The sequence below is a fragment of the Bradyrhizobium sp. SZCCHNR1043 genome, assembly GCF_032489675.1.
Lineage (GTDB): Bacteria > Pseudomonadota > Alphaproteobacteria > Rhizobiales > Xanthobacteraceae > Bradyrhizobium.
Map to the genome: position 1 here is coordinate 12,597 of NZ_JAUEYN010000001.1, position 19,413 is coordinate 32,009.

Genomic DNA, 19,413 nt, shown 5'->3' on the forward strand with positions numbered 1-19,413 from the left:
TGCGATTTTGAAGGTACTGATCACCGGAAACATGGGCTATGTGGGTCCGGTCGTCGCGCGGCATCTGCGGGCGCAGCGCCCGGATGCGACGCTACACGGCTTCGACAACGCCTATTTCGCGCACTGCCTGACCGGAGCGCCGGTTGTTCCGGAGCGATGTCTCGACGAGCAGATCCATGGCGACGTCCGCGACATGTCGCTCGACCTCCGTGGCTATGACGCCGTGGTCCAGCTGGCGGCGATCTCCAACGATCCGATGGGCAATCGCTTCCAGGAGGTGACGCTCGACGTCAACCAGAACGCCACCGTATCGCTCGCCAGGAGGGCTGCGGCGGCTGGTGTGAAGAATTTCGTGTTCGCGTCGAGCTGCAGCGTCTACGGCATCGCCGACGGACCGCCGCGCAAGGAGAGCGATCCGCTCAATCCCATCACGGCCTACGCCAAGTCGAAGATCGGATCGGAGCAGGAGCTCGCCGCCATCGACACCGGCATGACCATCACCTGTCTGCGCTTTGCGACGGCCTGCGGCATGTCGGATCGGCTGCGGCTCGACCTCGTCCTCAACGATTTCGTGGCCTGCGCGCTCACCCGTCGCCAGATTAGCGTGCTCTCCGACGGCACCCCCTGGCGCCCTCTGATCGACGTCGCCGACATGGCGCGGGCGATCGACTGGGCGATTGACCGGCCGGCGGCGACGGGCGGCCGCTTCCTCACCATCAATGCCGGCTCCGACGACCGCAACTACCAGGTCAAGGATCTCGCCAATGCGGTGGCTGCGCGAGTGCCCGGGACCAGCGTATCGATCAACACCTCCGCGCCCGTGGACAGCCGCTCCTACAAGGTCGATTTCGGCCTGTACCGCTCCCTCGCACCCGATCATCAACCGCAGGTCACCCTGGACCAGTCGATCCAGAACCTGGTCGAGGGTCTCAAGAGAATGCAGTTCAAGGATGCCGAGTTTCGCTCGTCCGATCTGATCCGTCTCAAGGTTCTGCAGGACCACATGGAGACGGCCAGGATCAACGACAGGCTGCAATGGACGTGATCGCGCCGGGCAGACGCTCGCCTCGGCCGGCAAAGACAGTGACGGAGACACCATGGAACTGACCCTTCCCACCGCCGTCGGCGTCGCGCCCAAGTGCCGGCACTGCGGCGACGACCTGACCCTCAAGCTGATCGACCTCGGCGCCTCGCCGGTCGCGAACGACTACATCGATCCCGCCAACTACATGCGCGCGGAGCCGTTCTATCCGCTGGAGACCTTCGTCTGCCGCGAGTGCCGTCTGGCGCAGACACGCGACCTCCTGGCCGCGTCCGAGATCTTCCGCGCCGACTATGCCTATTTCTCCTCGCACTCCACCTCGTGGCTCGAGCACGCGCGGCGCTACGTCGAAGCCATGGCCGATCGCTTCAAGCTCGGTCCGGCCTCGCGGCATGTCGAGATCGCGTCGAATGACGGGTATCTGCTGCAATACTCCCTCCAGAAAGGGATCGACTGCCTTGGCGTCGAACCCTGCGAAAGCGTTGCGCTGGCTGCACGTACCAAGGGCATCGAGACCCGCATCGAGTTCTTTGGCCGCAACTATGCGACCCGCCTCCGGGAGGAGGGCTGGTCGGCCGATCTCCTCACGGCCAACAACGTGCTCGCGCACGTTCCTGATATCAATGACTTCGTCGGTGGCGTCAAAATTCTGCTGGCGTCGGAGGGCGTCGCGACCTTCGAGGTCCAGCACCTGCTGACCCTGATGCAGCGGCATCAGTTCGACACCATCTATCACGAGCATTTCTCCTATCTGTCGCTGATCGCGGGCCTGCGCATCTTCGCACGGGCGGGCTTGCGCGTTTTCGACGTCGAGCTCCCGGAAACGCATGGCGGCTCGATCAGGTTCTTCGTCTGTCACGAGGGCGCCGCTCATGCGGAGAGCCCGAACGTCGCCGACGTCCTGGCACGAGAGCGGGCCTATGGGCTGCATGACGACGCGATCTACATGGCCTGGAACGAGCAGGTCAAAGAGACGAAGCGGGCTCTGCTCGAGCTGCTGACGGCACTGAAGCGCGACAACAAGAAGATCGTCGGCTACGGTGCCCCGGCGAAGGGCGTGACGCTGCTCAATTATTGCGGGATCCGCACCGATTTCCTCGACTTCACGGTCGATCGCGCCCCGTCCAAGCAGGGCCGCTACATGCCGGGCGTTCGCATTCCGATCCTGCCGCCGGAAGCGATCTTCGAAGCCAAGCCCGACTACGTCCTGATCCTGCCGTGGAACATCAAGAGCGAGATCAAGGCCCAGATGGCGGCCATCCGCGACTGGGGCGGCCGGTTCATCGTGCCGGTCCCCAAGGCGACCATCGAGGAGTAGAGCAGGGCATTGCCGCACGATTGCGCGAAGAGTTTTGAGCCATGAGATTTGTCCAGCTAGGACGGTCGGATGCGCGGCTGATCGAGCTTACCGTTCGCTCCGACGAGCGCGGCAGCTTCACGCGGACTTGGTGCGCGAAGACCTTTGCGGAGCAGGGCATCGCGTTTATCCCGGTGCAGGGCAACAGCTCGGTGACCCGTCTCCGCGGCACCGTCCGCGGCATGCATTTCCAGCGCGCGCCGAAGGCCGACGCCAAGATCGTCCGCTGCAGCGCCGGCTTGATCCATGACGTCATCGTCGACATCAGACCGGATTCTGCGACGCGCGGCGAGGTCTATGCCTGTGAGCTCGGTCCCTCGACGGCGCGGATGCTCTACGTCCCCGCGGGCTTTGCCCATGGCTTCCAGACGCTGACCGACGACGTGACGGTCGAGTATCTGATGGGTGAGGACTATGTCGAGGAGCTCTCGGACGGTTTCCGGCACGACGATCCGATGATCGGCATCCGATGGCCGCAGCCGGTGACGGTGTTGTCGGCCAAGGATGCCGCCTGGCCCTCGCTTGCTGAGCGGGAGCTGTGGTGAAGCAGCATGACGGCAGCTCGGTGTCTTGGGGGAGGAATCTGGCGGCCCCGGAGCGGCCCGATCGCCTCGAAGGTTCTGACTATTTGTCGAGGAGGATCACGGAATGACGAACATTTTCGTTGATGCCATCATGCCCGATCACGAGCGGCGCCAGAAACTGTACGAGGGTGCGCTGTTCCTGTACTCGCCGACGCCCTCGCTCGATGCGCTGGTCGCGTTTGCCAGGGAGCTAATCGAGGAGGCGTTTCATCCTTACGATCCGCGGACGGCGCAATTCGAGCTTCCTGTCGAGCGCTACGTCGAGATTCTCGTCAGGCTGAAGCCATTCTTCATTCATCACGCCCGGTCGAAGGAGCTGGTGCAGGGAGCGCTCCGCGAGCTTGGCTGCGATCCCGAGCTGACCTATTTCGACGTGCCGCGGCTGCGGTCGGCAACGAGCGATGACTATCTCACCACCGGGATCGCATTCGTATTCCACCCTCATCGCGACACCTGGTACTCGGCGCCGCCGTGCCAGCTCAACTGGTGGCTGCCGGTGTATGACATCGCGCCAGACAATGGCCTTGCATTCCACCCGCGCTATTTCGACGAAGCGATCAAGAACGGCTCCAGAAACTATAACTATTACGAGTGGAACCGGACCTCACGTGCATCGGCGGCGCAGCACATCAAGACCGATACACGGGTGCAGCCGAAGCCGGAGCAGGAGATTGCACTGGATCCACAGATCCGGGTGATCGCGCCGAGCGGCGGCGTCACGATCTTCTCCGGAGCGCATCTGCATTCGTCGGTGCCGAATACCTCGGGCGTGACGCGGTTCAGCATCGATTTCCGCACCGTGCATTTTGTCGACGTCAGCGGCAGGCACGGCGCCGTCAACGTCGACTCGGAGTCCACGGGCACGAACCTGCGCGACTTCCTGCGGGTGACCGACCTCGCGCGGCTGCCTGAGGAGGTCGTCGCGCCGTATGATCAGGACGGGGCGCCCCGCGATCATCTGATCTATCAGCCGACGATCGTGCCGCTGGCGACCGGCGGTCTCGCAGCCGATGCCGCGCAGGCATCGGCCTGACGGATGATGCAAGGTTCGCAGGTCATGCTGGACATCCTCACATCATCGAGTGGGCCGCGGGCGCCGGCGATCGATCTCCATGATCTGATCACGGAGCTGTTTCCAATCAACCGTAGCCTCACGGGAGCTGGGGTCCGTCAGACGCTCGAGATCGTCTCACGCTATGTCGACCTCGTGATTCACGAGGTGCCGTCCGGCACGCCCGTCCTCGACTGGCATGTGCCGGCAGAGTGGAACATTCGTCGCGCGGCGATCTCGACCCTGTCCGGTCGCCGTCTCGTCGACTTCGCCGACAACAATCTGCATGTGATGGGCTACAGCAGGCCGGTCCAGGCGGTGCTCAGCCGCGCTGAGCTTGCGAAGCACGTCTATACCTTGCCGGAGCAGCCTGATCTCATTCCATACCGGACCGGCTATTATGCCGACGATTGGGGCTTTTGCCTGCCGGATCGTCTCTGGCGGGAGATGACGGACGACAGCTACCGCGTCGAGATCGACAGCGAGCTCTCGCAGGGATCGTTGACCTACGGCGAATTCTTCGTCCCCGGACAGACGGACAAGGAAGTCCTGATCACCTGCCACGTCTGCCATCCGAGCCTCGCCAACGACAATCTCTCAGGGATTGCCGTCATGACGGCGCTGGCGATGCGGCAAGCGCAACGGCCCCGCCGGCTCGGGTACCGATTTCTATTCCTGCCGGCAACGATCGGCGCGCTTGCATGGCTCGATCGCAACGAGCGGGATCTCGACCGTGTCGAACACGGCCTCGTCCTCACCTGTCTCGGCGACCCCAGTGGATTTCACTACAAGCAAAGCCGGCGGGGCGCGACCATCGATCGCGTCGTCGCGCATGTCCTGAAGCAATCAGGGCATCCTCACGAGATTCTGCCATTCAGTCCCTATGGATATGACGAGCGGCAGTTCTGCTCACCGGGATTCGATCTACCGGTCGGGTGCCTGATGCGCGGCGTGCACGGCACATTCCCCGAATATCACACCTCGGCCGACAATCTGAATTTCGTCAAGCCGGACTGTCTCGACCAATCCTACGCCGTCATCGAGGAGGTGCTGGATCTGCTCGATCGTGACTGCATCTACGAGCGCGTCGATGGGCGAGGGGAGCCGCAACTGGGACGGCGTGGTCTGTATCGCGCGATTGCCGGTCAGCGCGAGGCAGGTGGCGCGACGCAGATGGACCTCCTCTGGGTCCTCAATCTGGCGGATGGCAGGCACAGCCTGCTCGACATGGCAGTCCGGGCCGACGTTCCGTTCGCGCGAATCGAGGCCGCCGCACGGATCGCGCTGGACGCCGGCCTCGTTATCGTAACGTCATCGCCCTCTCCGTCAGCACCGGAGCATGTGAGCCGACAAGACCAGAGTGAGGCGTCATGAGTTCGCAACCGGGCAAGCCCCGCATCGCCGTCTTTTCACTCCGAAACATCTTCGGTAAGGCGCTCAATCGCGGCCCCCACGTCGAGTTCGAGGACATCATCTGCGAGGTCGATTCCGCCGAGCTGTTCGCGCCCGAGCTCGATCCGTCGCGCAGACGGGCGAGCTTCGCCACCCGGCTGGGCTACCACGCGCCCGTGCTGTTGAATCCTGGGATCGCGCGGATCCAGCCGCGGCAGCAATACGACGTTCTGTTCGCGATCTGTGGATTCCCGCAGGACCTGATCATGTTCGATGCGATCGAGGATCTGAGAGGTGCGTCCAGGACCTCGGTGTGCCTGCTGGACGAGCTATGGGTGAAGGAGATCACCAAGCACCGGCACTTCCTGAAGATCCTCGCCAAGTTCGACGTCGTGATGCCGTTCCAGATCAACACCGTGAAGCCGCTCAGCGAGGAGATCGGCCAGGCTTGCGTGCATCTCCCGCTCGCCATCGACGCGATCCGCTTTTGTCCCTATCCCGATCCCCCCGAAAGGGTCATCGACGTCTTCAGCATGGGGCGCCGCTCCCGCGTCACGCACCAAACGTTGCTCGCGATGGCGCGGGACAGCGGCCTGTTCTATCTCCACGACACGATCGGCGGCAGCCAGGCCATCGACCTCCGGGAGCACCGGGCCCAGATGGCAAACCTCGCCAAGAGGAGCAGGTATTTTCTGGTCAATCCCGGCAAGTTCGACGAGCCGCAGGAGACCGGGCGGCAGGTCGAGTTCGGCTACCGGTATTTCGAGGGCGCGGCATCGGGAGCCATCATGCTCGGTGAGCGTCCCGACAACGAACTCTTTCCGCGGTTGTTCGACTGGCCCGAGGCGATGGTCGACGTGCCGCACACGTCGCCCGACATCGACCGGGTCATCAGGGAGCTGGACGGTGACCCGGTCCGGCAGGACCGGATGCGGCGAAGCGGCATGGCCCAGACCTTGATGCGGCACGACTGGGTGTATCGGTGGGAGACGATCCTGGAGGCCACGGGTCTGCAGCCGATGCCGGGCGTCGCTGCACGCAAGGATCGGCTGAAGAGGCTGGCCGAGATGGCGGCCGGTCCGGGGGTGGCGCGCGAGCATGAATTAGATCGCGAGCCGGCATTGTTGGCGCAGTGATGTTTCAATCCGTTTCTCCGCCACAAATTGGCGTCATCGCCGCCCCGGCGGCCCATGTTTCGGCTGCAGACGATTTTATACCGGCTGCATTTCGACGATTGGATGTTTCATTGCCCTGTACGGATCTGTTTGGCCGTGACTGGGAATAGGAAAGTTGGTTGCAATGTTTGAAAGCGATTGAACGGAGATGTCGGAAGCCGTCGCCGCCTATTTCGAGGAACATCGGGAGTCGAACGATCTCGGACGCCGCGCGTTGCGCGGCGGCCTGATTTCCATCGTCATCCAATACGGCAATGCCGTGCTCCAGATCGGAGCGGCCATCGTCCTGGCCCGGCTGCTCGCGCCGGAGGATTTCGGGCTCGTCGCCATCATCACCGTGCTGACGAGCTTCGCGCCGCTCCTGATCGACTTCGGCCTGCTCGACGCCACCGCCCAGCGCAGCAGGATCACACCGGCCCAGGTTAGCGGCCTGTTCTGGGTCAGCACCGGCATCGGCGCGGCGGTGGCGATCGTCGTCGCTGCATCCAGTCCGCTGATTGCCTGGGTCTACGGTGATCCGCGACTGGAGCCGATCGCGCTCTGCGTCGCGATCACCTTCGTGCTGTCCGGGCTGACCAATCAGCACATGGCGCTGCTCCGGCGCACGTTGCAATTTGGCCGCATCGGCCGGATCCAGCTGTTCGGCACGCTGGCGGGGACGGTTGCCGCCGTCGCCATGGCGTTCGAGGGCTACGGCTATTGGGCGCTGGTCATTCGCCCCGTCGTGACATCGATCTGCGTCGTGGTCGCCGCGTGGTCGGCCTGCCGTTGGCGGCCCAGCGCGCCGGTGTTCGACGCCGAGGTGCGATCGATGGTGCGTTTTGGCCTCCACGTGGTCGGATTCACCGTGGCCTATACGTTGTCACGGGCGGTGGACCGGATCGCGCTCGGTCTGCTCTACCGGCCCGATCAGGTCGGGTACTATCAGAATGCGATGAACCTGTACGACAACTCGATCTATGCGGCGCTCAATCAGACGCATGCGGTGGGAAGCTCGGCGCTCAGCAAGCTGCAGACCAATCCGGTCGCGCTGCGGCAGAAGTACGAGGCGGCGCTCTCGATCCTGGCCTTCTTCGTGATGCCGGCGGCGGCGATCCTCTCCGTCACGGCGGAGGACCTGACCGTCGTCCTGCTCGGGCAGAAATGGCAGGCTGCGGGAGCGCTGCTCAGCATCATCGCGCTGCGCGGCATTTCGCACGTCGTCGAGGGCTCGCAGGGCTGGCTGCATCTGTCGCTCGGAAGGGCGGACCGGTGGCAGACCTGGGGGATCATCTCGCTCGTCGCGCAGGTCGTTGCGGTGCTGGTGGGGCTGCCCTTTGGGCCGGTCGGCGTGGCCTGGGGCGTCGTGGTCGGATACTCGCTGATCGCCCTGCCGTCGGTCATGTACGCCGGACGTCCGATCGGCATCGGTGCGGAGGTCGTGATCCGGGCCGTCGGACCGCAGACCATCGGCGCCGTCGCGACCGCAGCTGCCGGCTGGTGGCTGCAAGCCGCGCTTCTAGGGGCCTATCCCGTCCTCCTGCGCATGTTCCTGTCCGGGTGCTTCTGCGGCTGTCTCTATCTCGCGATCGTCGTCGGCGTGTTTCGGGTCCGCGAGCCGCTCAGGATCGCAGGTACGATCGTGCAGGATTTCGCCGGCAAGCGCTGAGAGGGAGCAAAAGGAGGCTCGGACAGCACCGCACGTCGCGATTAACTATCGCAATCATTGAATACCCCATATAAAACATCCCGTGATTTAAATGCTTTAAATGGTCATGGCCAGCGACAACCACCCGGACTTGGATGTGATGGAGGCGGATCCTGCGCCATCGGCGCAGCGCGAACCCGAATGGTCCGCAGCCGGTTTCGCCGACCGACGGCGGCTCAGCATCCTCAGCGTCTCGCACATGCCGGCGAGCCCGCCGCGGTTCGGGGCACAGGCGCGCATGCACGGGCTGATGACCCAGCTCGCGCGCCGCCACGACCTCACGGCGGTGACGCTGGTCGATGACGCCTTCGACATCGACGAGTGTCGGCGGGCCATGCAGGCCTATTGCCGCGACGTGGTGCTGGTGCCGAACCCCTACGGCCGTGACGGTCTGGCGAAGCGGCTGCTGCAGCTGCGCTCGCTGGTCTCGTTGCGCAGTTTCGATCGGCTGCGCGTGGCCCTGCCGGAGCTGCAGCGGGCGCTGGATCGGGTGCTGCGGACGACACCGTTCGACATCGTCAATCTCGAATTTCCCTATCTCGGCCACTGCCTGTTCCGTCAGGCGCCGGCCGGCGCGTCGCCGCCGCGGCTGATCGTGGACTCGCATGAGATCGCCTATGACCTGGCGCGGCAGTTCGCCGCCACGGGCGCGAGTCTGGGCCGCCGGCTCTACGCCGGTGCGAACTGGCGCAAGCTGCGCCGCGAGGAGATCGCGGCCTATCGCGAAGCCGATGGCGTTTATCTCTGCAGCGCGGACGACGAGAAGCGTCTGCATGACGACGTTCCGAACGCCCGCACTGCGGTCATTCCCAACGCCGCCGATATCGACTTCTATCAGCCGCGCAGCACCGACCCCGCGCCCGACGGCCGGACGCTGGTCTATTTCGGCCTGCTGTCGACGGTGCCGAACATCGATGCGGTCACGCATTTCGTACACGACATCTGGCCTCGTATCGCCGCCCGGCACCCGGATGCGCGCTGCAAGATCATCGGCGGACGGCCGCCGCCGGCATTGACGGCGCTGGCCGGGCCGCGGATCGAGCTGACCGGCTTCGTGCCGGACCTGCGGCCGCACCTCGCCGCGGCCGCGGCGGTGATCGTCCCGCTGCGGCTCGGTGGCGGCACGCGGCTGAAGATCGTCGAGGCCATGGCGATGGGCAAGGCGATCGTCTCGACCAGCCTGGGTGCCGAGGGCATCGAGGCCATGCCCGGGCGCGACATCCTCATCGCAGACGAGCCCGACGCCTTTGCGGGCGCGGTCGATCGGTTGCTGGCCGAGCCCGATCTTGCGGCGCGGATCGGCGGCGCGGCGCGGCAGGTGGCGGTCGAGAAATATGCCTGGAGCGCGGCGGCGCAGGCGCTTGAAGACTTCTACTGCGAGATCCTGGAGACAAGATCGTGATGAAGGCCGCGCTCATCGGGGCAGGGCAGATCGCCCGCCAGCATCTGGCCTGCCTCAACAGTTTGCCGGGCGTTCAACTGGCCGGCATCTGCGATCTGTCGCCGGCGACGGCGGAGGCCGCAGCCGAGCGTTACGCCATTCCGTCCTGGTTCACCGATCATCGTGCGATGCTGCAGACCGTCCGGCCCGATGTGGTGCATGTGACGACGCCGCCGACCTCGCATTTTCGGCTGGCGATGGACGCGCTCGAGGCCGGCGCGCATGTGATCGTGGAGAAGCCCGCGACCTCGACATTCGACGAGCTGCAGACCCTGACGTTGCGCGCCAAGCAGACCGGCCGCCATGTCGTCGAGGACTACAACTACGTCTTCAACCGGGCACCGCAGGAGATCCTGCGTCGCATCGAGACCGGCGAGTTCGGCGCCGTCACCCATGTCGACGTGCAGATCTGCCTCGACATCCTCGGTCCCGACGGTTTTGCCGATCCGAACTCGCCGCATCCGGCGCTCAGCCTTGCGGGCGGTGCGATCGCCGACTTCCTGCCGCATCTCGCCTCGCTGTCACATGCATTCGTCGGCCCGCATCGCAAGGCGCATACCGTCTGGAGCAAGCGCAAGCCGTCGCCGCTTCCGTTCGACGAGTTTCGCTGCGTGGTCGAGGCCGAGCGCGGCACGGCAACGCTCGGCTTCAGCGCGAGCGCTCAGCCCGACGCGTTCTGGCTGCGGGTCTATGGCGAGCGGATGCAGGCGACCGCCAATCTGTTCGAGACGCGGCTGACGTTCGACGGCCCCCGCAACGTGCCGAAGCCGCTGCGCCCATTCTTCAGCGGACTGGACGAGGGCCGCGACATCCGCCGCGCGGCGCTGTCGACCCTGCTGCGCAAGTTCAAGGGCCCAGGCGCCTATGAGGGGCTGTGGGAGTGCCTGGCGCGCACCTATCAGGCGCTAGGCTCGGGAACGGCCTTGCCGATCACGATCGAGGACGTCCTGGCCGTCAATCGGATGGTCGAAGCGATGAAGCCGACGGAGCAGGCGGACATGAGGAAGCTGGCGATATGAAAGCCCTGGTCACTGGCGCCAACGGGTTTCTCGGCCGGCATGTCGTCGATGCGCTGCTGGCCCGCGGCATCGAGGTTCGCGCCATGGTGCGTCCGGCGACGCGCGTTGACGCGCTGGGCTGGCCGTCGTCGGTCGACATCGTCAGGGCCGACCTGCGCACCTCGCGCGACCTTGTTCGCGCGTTCGAGAATGTGGATGTGCTGATCCATCTGGCGGCCGTGGTCGCCGGCGGCGAGGATGCGCAATTCGCCGGCACGGTAGGCGGCACCGAGCGGCTGCTCGAGGCGATGGCGGGCAGCGCCTGCCGCCGGCTCGTGCTGTGCAGCAGCTTCTCGGTCTACGACTACACGGCGACGCGCGATATCCTCGACGAAAGCGCACCGCTCCAGCAGACACCTGATGTCTACACCCGCGGCGGCTACACCGTCGCCAAATGGTGGCAGGAGCGGGTGACACGCCGTTACGTCGAGAAGCACGGCTGGGACCTCACCGTGCTGCGTCCCGGCTTCATCTGGGGACGCGGTCACGGCTATCTTGCGGCGCTCGGCCAGCAGATCGGGCGCCATCACGTCGTGATCGGGCCGCTGACCCGCATCCCCATGACCCACGTCGAGAACTGCGCCGATGTCTTCGCGCTGGCGGCCACGGATCCGCGGGCCATCGGCCAGACGCTGAACGTCGTCGATGGTCCCGGCGAGCGGGTCTGGACTTATCTGTCGGACTACATGCGCGGCACCGGCGAGCGCGGCCTCCGGTTGCCCATCCCGCATTGGCTCGCCAGCAGCACCGTACGGCTGGCGTTCGCGACCGTGTTCAGGCGGGCGACCAAAGTGCCGGCGATCCTGACGCCCAAGAAATTCGACGCGATGCTCAAGCCGCTGCGCTTCGACAATCGCAAGCTGAGGGATACGCTCGGCTGGACGCCGCCGCTCGACTACGAACAGTGTCTGGCGCGGACCTACGGTCCGTTGCCGGTTTCGGCGGCAGCGCCGGCGTCCTGGTCGTCTGGAACGGCTGCTTCCATTTGAGGGCCGCGTCCGCCATTTTGACGTCGCGCGTCTCAAGCGGATTGTTCTGATGTGTGGCATCGCTGGGATCATCGGACGGGTGGACGACGACAACCGCGCAGCGCTGCAGCGGATGAACGACGCCATGCTCCATCGCGGTCCGGATGCCGGGGGAATTTGGGCCTCGGCCGCGGACGAGCGTGGCTGGGGCGCGCTGCTGGCGCACCGCCGGCTCGCAATCCTCGATCTGTCGCCCGCCGGTGTGCAGCCGATGATCGATCCGGTCACCGGGCACGTCATCGTCTTCAACGGCGAGATCTATAATTTTGCCGATCTGCGGCAGCGTCTGGTCAACGACGGCCAGCAGTTCAGCTCGACGGGCGATACCGCGGTGATGCTGCGCGCGCTCGGCCTGCATGGGCCAAAGGCGGTGGCCTGGTTGCGCGGCATGTTTGCGTTCGCCTGCTGGGACCCGAAGGAGCGCCGGCTGCTGCTGGCGCGTGATCCCCTCGGCATCAAGCCGCTGTACGTCGCCCGCGCGTCGAAGCCCGATGCGGGCTGGTCGGTGGCCTTCGCATCCGAGCTGCGCGCTCTCCTGGCGTCCGGTCTTCTGGGCAGGCCCCAGCTCGATTCGCAGGCCGTCGCCAGCGGCGTCTGGAACGGCTTCGTGGCCGGCCCCGGCACGGCGGTCAAGGGGGTCGAGCTGCTGTCTCCCGGCCATCTCACCGCGTTCGACGGTGTCGGCAACACCATCCGCGACGAGGATTTCTGGTCGATCCCCGAGCGCGCCCCGGACCCGACGATGGATGAGGATCAGCTTGCCGCGATCGTGGAGGAGGGGCTGAGGCTGCATCTCGCCAGCGACGTGCCGCTTGCGGTGTTTCTCTCGGGCGGCGTCGATTCCTCGGTCATGGCCAATCTGGCGCAGCGTGCGGCCAAGAGCCGGATCCACACCTTCACGCTGGCGTTCGAGGAGCAGGAGCTGAACGAGGGGCCGATCGCGCGGCAGATCGCCGCCGCGATCGGGACCGAGCATCACGAGGTGGTGCTGACCGAGCAGCACTTCGTCGACAACCTCGAAGCGGCGCTCGACAGCCTGGACCAGCCGACCTTCGACGGCCTGAACTCCTACTACATGTCGCATGCCATCCGCGGCGCAGGCTTCACGGTGGCGCTGTCGGGTACCGGCGGTGACGAGCTGTTCGGCGGCTACACGTCGTTTCGCGACCTGCCGGTCCTGCAGCAATGGTCGAAGCGTACGGCCTGGGTGCCGGCCGGCCTGAAGGTTGCTGCGGCGAAGCTGGCTGCCAATATGCTGTCACCCTCGGGCGGGACGGTCGCGCCGCAGACGCGCTGGGCCAAGCTCCCGGAGATGGTTCGACGCGGCGATGATCTTCTGGCGCTCTACCAGATGGCCTATGCGCTGTTCCTGCCCGGTTTTCAGCGCGAGCTGCTCGCGCCGGACCTCGTCGATACGCTGAGCGATGGGCTTCCGGCCGCGATGAGAGCGAAGATCACCGCGGAGACCCGCGCGCGCACCCCGCTGTCGGCGATCAGCGTCATGGAGCAGCGCCTGTTTCTGGGCGAGCGTCTGCTGCGCGACAATGACGTGGCGAGCATGGCGGCCTCGCTGGAGCAGCGGGTGCCGCTGGTCGATCAGGTGCTGTTCGAAAGCGTCGACCGGCTGCCCGATGCGACGCGCTATCAGCCGCTGCGAAGCAAGGCGATGCTCAGGCGGATCGGCCTGCGTGGCCTCGATCCGTCGCTGTTCGACCGGCCGAAGAGCGGCTTCGTGCTGCCGCTCGATCGTTGGATCCGGCGCGGCCTGCAGGATGCAATGGACCGGACCCTGCGGGACCCGCAGGCCGTTGCGCCGGTGGGGCTGGACCCCACGGCCGTGGAGCGCCTCTGGCGCGCCTTCCTCGATGGCGCTCCGGGGATCTATTGGTCGCGCGTATGGTCGATCTATGTGTTCGTGCGTTGGTGCCACCGTCACCGCGTCTTCCGCTGACGTTCGACATCAGAAGAGCCGGCGCCAGATGCGCGTGCTCAGGCCTCCGGCATGACGCTTCCGCCGCACACCGGCACGCGAACGCCGGTCACGAAGCCTGCGAGGTCCGAAGCCAGAAACGCGATCATGTTGGCGACGTCCTGATCGTAGCCGCGCCGTCCGAGCGGCACGGACCGCTCGTAGAGCGGCTGCACCTCGTCACGGTCACGACGGTCCTTGTCGGAGATGACCCAGCCCGGGGCGACCTGATTGACCGTGATGCCATGCGGTCCGAGCTCCCGAGCCAGGGACCGCAGCATGCCGTCCGTGGCGCATTTGGCTGCCGTGTAGGGCGCTCGGTTGGGCAGAGCCAGGCTCGTCATCTCCGTGCCGAGAGAGATCAGGCGTCCCCATTTTCGCTCGATCATGGGGCCGGAAAACACCCGCGCGGTGGCCCAGGCCTGCAGGACCGAGGAGCGAAACACCTTGTCGAACTGGTCGGGTGTCTGCTCGACGACGGGACGTTCGTCGAACCATGTCACTGCATTGTTCACGACGATGTCGACGGGGCCGAGCGTGCTCTCGGCGATGCGGCGCATCGCCTGGACATCTTCAAGCACGGCAACATCACCCGACATCGTACACGCGTGCTGCGGCTGAAGCTCGTTCAGCTCATCGCAGAGTCGTTCGGCAGCAGCGCGTGCCGTCAGATAGTGGATGGCGACCTTGGCACCACAGGCCGCCAGCGTCCGGGCGATCGGACGGCCGAGTTCTCCGGCCGCTCCCGTGACCAGCGCGACCTTGCCCGACAGATCGATCTGGAGCGGTGACCTCAACGGTCTCAGCGCCGGATCGTCCGGCAGGGGACCGAGCGTATTTCGTCGAATTCGTCGTGCAACTGCGCTCGCGATCCGCATCCACCCGTCCCCCGAAAGTATTCGTTGGCTCGGGTCGAGTATTAAATGCGCGATTAAATAAATTGAATTGCACAATTTGCCGCATTTGTTCGGGTGGGTGCACCGATCGGTTCATAAGGGTGCCGTGCACGCGCTTTTGGTGCCGGCTGCAGCAGCCGGTGAGCGTTGACGAGGGCCGATGCGCTCAGGATGCGCGTGTCGTCGGACTCTCGACGAGACGGTCGCCAAGCGGCCAGTCTGCGCCAGATGTATCCTGCGCTCGGCCTACGGCAGGCACCGGCCTGAACTTGTGCCGGAGCTGCCTGAAATACGGCTCGATGAAGCGCTCGATGGCCGCCGCATAGAGGACCGAGATCAGGAGCGCGAGCGGAAACAGGATGTAGGGTTTGGCGGCGATGGCGGGCAAGTTCTTGTCGATCGTTCGGATCACGACGTTGTGGATCAGATAGATCGCGTAGGAATAGGTGCCGAGCGTCATCACCCAGGCGTGATTGAGATGACGAAACAGCGGCGCGTCGGCGAAGCGGACCGCGAAGTAGAACAGCGGCATCAGCGCCAGTCCCTGAAGGCTGTAGCGGGCGGTCTCCCGGAACACCGGATCACGGTAGATCAGGGAGACCAGCAGCGCCGCCGCGGCGCCGGCGAGCAGCGCCCATTGAGCCACCGACATCCGCCCTGAGGAAGAGCGCTGCCGCACCGGGGTCATGACCAGCGCCAGAATGCAGCCATAGGCGATCGAGTCGATGCGGGTGTCCGAGGCGTAATAGGTGCGGTCGGAGAAGAATTCCGGGGCGTGCACCAGATGGATGCGCCAGGCGAGGACGCCGAGACAGACGAGCCCGAGCAGCGCGCCGATGGTGCGCGGCCGCAGCACCGATCCGAGCAGCAGGGTCATCAGCAAGGGATAGACGATGTAGAAGTGCTCTTCGACCGCCAGGGACCACAGAATGCCGGTGCCGTCGGGAACCGTATTGCCTGGATCGAAGAACAGGCCGTAGTAGTTGGCGAAATACAGGACCTGGGCCGCCAGCCCCTTGGCGGTCATTCCGCCGTCCAGCAGGCCCGCGGCGGTGAGACCGTAAGCGATCGCCAAGGACAGCAGCAAAGGCGGCATCAGCCGGAACACGCGCCGCGCATAGAAGCTGGGAACGTCGAGCGCGCCGGTGCGCTCATGCTCGGCGAGCATGAGCGTGGAGATCAGGAAGCCGCTCAGGAAGAAGAAGATGGTCACGCCGAAGCCGCCGGGTACCATGGCCTGAAGTCCGGAATGGCCCAGGACCACGATCAGCACCGACAGCGCGCGGATGCCGTCGAGTGATGGAATGAGCAGGGATGCGCTGCCATGAGCGTTCATCCCGTGTGACGCTATCGGCGCGGTCCCACCGCCGTCGACAGACGTCATCGGCGGCACGGCGGAAGCATCACGAAGGCGGCTGAACTCGAGAATGTTGGCCATGCTGTCCAAATGGAGTCGGAGAAACACCTAGCTTCGCAATTCTCGCGTCAGTACCGCGGCGATCTGTCCGCCGAGCGTCATCGCGTATCGGCTGCGGCGTGGCTGGCCCGCCAGAGCTGAGCCCGCTCCGCATCGATCCGGGCCGTCGCGGCGCGCTTGCCCAGGCGCAGGCAGGCGTGCTGATAGGCGCGGAGGAAGCGCCGGAACTCGAGATCGTCGTAGCGCGGCAGGCCCGCCAGCCAGCTCCGGAAATAGCCCCACAGCATCGCTGTGCTGCCGATCAAGGCCGGATAGGCCGGCAGGTGATAGACCGCCACCGCGAACTGGTACAGCGGCGACGTTCCCATGAAGTACTGGCCGAAGCCCTTCCGCAGGCGTCCAGTCCAGATGCCCTTGTGACTGGCGCCCTGCGGCCGCAGATGGATGAAGCGCAGTGCTTCGGTGTCGATGCTCTCGGCGATCCAGCCGAGCATGCGGCAGCGGTGGCAGTCGATACCGTCCCACATGACCTGGCGCACGAAGCCGCCGATCTCTTGGAAGCAGGCGACGCGGTAGAACTTGGTCATCCCGACCGACATCTCGTCGCCGCAGACCTCAGGCTCCAGGGCGCCGGTCTGCGGGTGGACGAACCACGGCTTGCCTGAGGTGGTCCCGACCCGCGGATCGCTCTCCATTCGTTCCATCAGCAGCTCGAAGTAGCGCCCGGGCAGATCGAGGTCCATGTCGAGCTTGCAGAGATAGTCGAAATCCTCCAGCCGCACGCTATCCAGGCCGGAATAGAACGCCTCGATCACGCCAGGACCGACCTTGCGTCCGCCGCGATCGGCGCGGCGGATCACGCGCAGATAGGGCAGGCGCTGGGCGTACTCCTCGAGAATGGCGGGGGTGTCGTCGGTCGATCCGTCGTCCACCACGATCCATAGCGCCGGCGGCACCGATTGCGCAGCGACGCTGTCGAGAGTCCGGCGGAGGTACTGGCCCTCATCCCGGCAGGGCGAGACGAGCAGGTAGCGGCGCGATGGCGTCACGTATCAAATCCCTTGCGGAAGATGGAAGGACCGATGCAAACCTGCTGCGAGCAGGGGAGTCACCGGTCGCTTTTCAATAAATTAAATCGTGATTTAATATTATGTCATGGCGCGTGTCAAAGTCATGGTGTTTTTAGGTCGGCGCGCCCTTTCAATGTGTGGTCGGCCCTGCGAGAAGGTCCCATGGATAGCGTCCGCCTCGTGATCCCCGGTTGCACTCAGGCTCCGTCCCGGTCGTCTGCACGGGTGTCGCGCCGGATCGATGCCGTGGGCATCCGGGCGCTTTGCACGGCCGCGCTTGCCCTGCTGATCCTCAGCGGCGCTGTCGAGGCCGCCGAGCCGGCCGCGTCCACCCGGCCGGCATTGGCCGGCAGTCTCCTGCCGGCGGAGCGCCTGGCCGCCTGGAATCCAGGGTTGATGTCAGCCGGCGGTATTCCGAGCCGCAACATCATCTATCGCACGCTGTCTCCGAGCGGGAGAGACGACAGCGGCGCGATCCAGGCCGCCTTGAACGCTGCGCCCGCCGGCCGGGTGGTGATGCTCAACCCCGGTACGTTCATCGTCAACGAGCCGCTCTTGATCAGTCGCCCGGTCACGCTGCGCGGCGCGGGCGCAGGTGCGACCAGGCTGGTGAAAACCAACGGCGCACGCGCACGAACGTCAGCCGTGATTGCCGGCACGAAGGGAATCCTCACGCCGGTCGACCCGAGCTCGTACAGTTATGATCCCAAGCCTGTCATCATCGTCGGACCTTCGCGCTGGAACAATGGCCCCGACAGCAGCGCGTCGCAGAACCTGCTGGCCGACGGCGATAAGGGAACGTCGACCGTCACCCTCGCCAGCGCCGCGAATATGAAGCCGGGCGATTTCGTCCTGCTCGACGAAGTCTCAGGCGCATCGTGGCAGGCGACGCCTGCCGGTTTTCCGGCGGGAGCGAAGGTCTGGCAAGGCGATCGCGTCGCCTGGAACATGCACGATCCGGTTCAGCCGGGCGATGACAATGGCGGGGCGAATGCCGGAGGTCCCTTTGACCAGACCCCCGGTGTGCTGCCGAAGCCGATGTCGTGGTTCGCCCGCGCCGACCGGGCGACCGCCGAGATCAAGGAGATCGCCTCGGTGACCGGGAGCGCGGTGACATTCACCTCGCCGCTCACGATCAGCTATCGCAGGGATCACCAGGCGCAGCTCACGCCCTACAGCACAGACCCGAACAGCGGTCGCCACGCCGCCAATCATCGCGACATCCACGTTGCCAATGTGGGCGTCGAAGATCTGAGCATCGTAGGTGGAGCGGACGGCGCGTTGCGGTTCGAAGCCGCCGCTTACTCCTGGGCCAGATCCGTCGAGGTGACGCAGTGGCTCGGCGAGGGCGTGGCGATCAATAATTCGTTCCGGGTCGAGCTCCGCGATTCCTACATTCATACCGGCTCGTGGCCGCAGCCGGGCGGCGCCGGATACGCGATCAGCCTGGCGGCGGGCTCCTCGGAGGTCCTGATCGAGAACAACATCCTCGTCGACGTCTGCAAGAACATGGTGTTCCGGTCGTCCGGCGCCGGCAGCGTCGTCGGCTATAACTATGTCGACGACTCGTTCGATTTCGACAACCCCGGCTGGGTCGAGGTCGGCATCAACGCATCGCACATGGCCGGCGCCCATCACGTCCTGTTCGAAGGCAATCTGTCCCACAATGCCGACAGCGACTACACCCATGGCAACGCGATCTATCTGACCTTTTTCCGCAACCATCTCACGGGGCAACGCCAGCGCTTCGTCGATCGTTCAGGCATTCGAGCCGTGGGTCTCGCATATGGCTCGTGGTGGGATTCGTTCGCCGGCAACGTGCTGGGTCGGCCGGGACGCATGAGCGGTTGGACCTACGACGATCCTTCGATGCAGGCCGGCACGGCGGTTTGGGGGCAGGGCGGTGTCGGCAACGTCTGGATGCTTGGTTACGATCCGGAGCGATGGACCATGGCGCCAGACCCGAAGACGCTGGCCACGGTGATCCGCGGTGGCAATTTCGACTATCTCACCAGCAAGGTGGTCTGGACCGACGGCCTCGCGGCGCAGCCGCTCCCGGCGTCGCTGTATCTGAGCGCCAAGCCGGGCTTTTTCGGCAATCATCCGTGGCCCTGGGTGGATCCGACCGGCGATACGAAGCTGCATACGTTGCCGGCCAAAGCGAGATTCGATGCGGGCACGCCGTTCGCGGCGACGCCGGGAACAACGCAATAGAGCTGGCGTGAGAGCTGGCGTGAAGCTTCGAC

The 19,413-nt window shown here is 65.3% G+C and carries 15 protein-coding genes; 12 read left to right on the plus strand and 3 right to left on the minus strand.

Annotated features, from left to right (window positions below; translation table 11 throughout):
* Positions 1-7 precede the first annotated feature (7 nt).
* The 11 genes from QX039_RS00065 to asnB all read left to right on the plus strand — a co-directional run bounded on the left by QX039_RS00065 (position 8) and on the right by asnB (position 13,766).
* A complete protein-coding gene (locus QX039_RS00065) occupies positions 8-1,045 on the plus strand; it encodes an SDR family oxidoreductase (RefSeq protein WP_315739475.1) in 1,038 nt (345 codons plus the stop codon).
* Between the two features lie 52 nt (positions 1,046-1,097).
* Complete coding sequence (locus QX039_RS00070; protein WP_315772795.1) at positions 1,098-2,360, plus strand: class I SAM-dependent methyltransferase; 1,263 nt, start codon at positions 1,098-1,100, stop codon at positions 2,358-2,360.
* A 41-nt stretch (positions 2,361-2,401) separates the two neighbouring features.
* Positions 2,402-2,944 (plus strand): dTDP-4-dehydrorhamnose 3,5-epimerase, encoded by a 543-nt coding sequence (locus QX039_RS00075; protein WP_315772797.1) that lies wholly within the window; start codon positions 2,402-2,404, stop codon positions 2,942-2,944.
* Between the two features lie 103 nt (positions 2,945-3,047).
* Positions 3,048-4,016, plus strand: coding sequence for a phytanoyl-CoA dioxygenase family protein (locus tag QX039_RS00080; RefSeq protein WP_315772799.1), 969 nt, complete (start codon positions 3,048-3,050; stop codon positions 4,014-4,016).
* A gap of 24 nt (positions 4,017-4,040) precedes the next feature.
* On the plus strand, positions 4,041-5,408 hold the full coding sequence (locus tag QX039_RS00085) for a DUF4910 domain-containing protein (protein ID WP_315772801.1): 1,368 nt from the start codon (positions 4,041-4,043) through the stop codon (positions 5,406-5,408).
* Positions 5,405-6,562, plus strand: a complete 1,158-nt coding sequence (locus QX039_RS00090; RefSeq protein ID WP_315772802.1) for a glycosyltransferase — start codon at positions 5,405-5,407, stop codon at positions 6,560-6,562. Before QX039_RS00085 ends, QX039_RS00090 begins: the two co-directional genes overlap by 4 nt.
* Before the next feature lie 187 nt (positions 6,563-6,749).
* Complete coding sequence (locus QX039_RS00095) at positions 6,750-8,249, plus strand: lipopolysaccharide biosynthesis protein (protein ID WP_315739483.1); 1,500 nt, start codon at positions 6,750-6,752, stop codon at positions 8,247-8,249.
* A 139-nt stretch (positions 8,250-8,388) separates the two neighbouring features.
* Positions 8,389-9,690, plus strand: a complete 1,302-nt coding sequence (locus QX039_RS00100; protein ID WP_315772804.1) for a glycosyltransferase family 4 protein — start codon at positions 8,389-8,391, stop codon at positions 9,688-9,690.
* Positions 9,690-10,748, plus strand: a complete 1,059-nt coding sequence (locus QX039_RS00105; RefSeq protein WP_315772805.1) for a Gfo/Idh/MocA family oxidoreductase — start codon at positions 9,690-9,692, stop codon at positions 10,746-10,748. The genes QX039_RS00100 and QX039_RS00105 overlap by 1 nt, the downstream gene beginning before the upstream one ends.
* Positions 10,745-11,776: an NAD(P)-dependent oxidoreductase gene (locus QX039_RS00110; protein WP_315772806.1), complete on the plus strand. Its 1,032-nt coding sequence runs from the start codon at positions 10,745-10,747 to the stop codon at positions 11,774-11,776. Before QX039_RS00105 ends, QX039_RS00110 begins: the two co-directional genes overlap by 4 nt.
* Positions 11,777-11,825: 49 nt before the next feature.
* Complete coding sequence (gene asnB, locus QX039_RS00115; protein ID WP_315772808.1) at positions 11,826-13,766, plus strand: asparagine synthase (glutamine-hydrolyzing); 1,941 nt, start codon at positions 11,826-11,828, stop codon at positions 13,764-13,766.
* Positions 13,767-13,804: 38 nt separating this feature from the next.
* On the opposite strand, the gene QX039_RS00120 is transcribed toward asnB, so the two are convergent.
* The 3 genes from QX039_RS00120 to QX039_RS00130 all read right to left on the minus strand — a co-directional run bounded on the left by QX039_RS00120 (position 13,805) and on the right by QX039_RS00130 (position 17,146).
* Positions 13,805-14,581: an SDR family NAD(P)-dependent oxidoreductase gene (locus tag QX039_RS00120; RefSeq protein ID WP_315739490.1), complete on the minus strand. Its 777-nt coding sequence runs from the start codon at positions 14,579-14,581 to the stop codon at positions 13,805-13,807.
* A 265-nt stretch (positions 14,582-14,846) separates the two neighbouring features.
* The gene (locus QX039_RS00125; protein WP_315739491.1) at positions 14,847-16,016 is read right to left on the minus strand and encodes an acyltransferase; all 1,170 of its coding nucleotides are present in this window, start codon (positions 16,014-16,016) and stop codon (positions 14,847-14,849) included.
* Between the two features lie 179 nt (positions 16,017-16,195).
* Positions 16,196-17,146, minus strand: coding sequence for a glycosyltransferase (locus QX039_RS00130; protein WP_315772809.1), 951 nt, complete (start codon positions 17,144-17,146; stop codon positions 16,196-16,198).
* 183 nt (positions 17,147-17,329) lie between these two features.
* Between QX039_RS00130 and QX039_RS00135 the strand changes: the two genes are divergently transcribed.
* On the plus strand, positions 17,330-19,381 hold the full coding sequence (locus QX039_RS00135; protein ID WP_315772811.1) for a glycosyl hydrolase family 28-related protein: 2,052 nt from the start codon (positions 17,330-17,332) through the stop codon (positions 19,379-19,381).
* Positions 19,382-19,413 lie beyond the last annotated feature (32 nt).